This is a genomic window from Monashia sp. HAY1-5C, from assembly GCF_056755255.1.
In genome coordinates this window covers 1-256 of the sequence record NZ_JBPGXG010000498.1, presented here as the reverse complement: position 1 = coordinate 256, position 256 = coordinate 1, and the positions used below count along the sequence as shown (strand labels likewise).

Below are 256 nucleotides of genomic sequence, written 5' to 3'. Positions count from 1 at the left end.
CCCCCCCCCCCCCCCCCCCCCCCCCCCCCCCCCCTTTTTCCAGCAAAGACACGACCTCCTATATGTAGCTCCGTCTCGTGGGCTCGGAGATGTGTATAAGAGACAGCCTTCAAGGAGACCGACGCCGACGGCCTGCCGCACTACGTGCCCGACACCGAGCGTTGCGCCCGCCTCGCCGCCCGTCCCGACCTTGAACCGGATGAGCCCGATGTGGGGGTTGCTGTCTCTTATACACATCTGACGCTGCCGACGACGC

At 66.4% G+C, this 256-nt stretch carries 1 protein-coding gene; it reads right to left on the bottom strand.

From position 1 onward, the window contains the following. Positions 1-237, bottom strand: a 237-nt coding sequence (locus tag ACR9ZK_RS22565; protein ID WP_481344161.1) for a hypothetical protein, incomplete at its 3' end; no start/stop codon positions are given. Positions 238-256 lie beyond the last annotated feature (19 nt).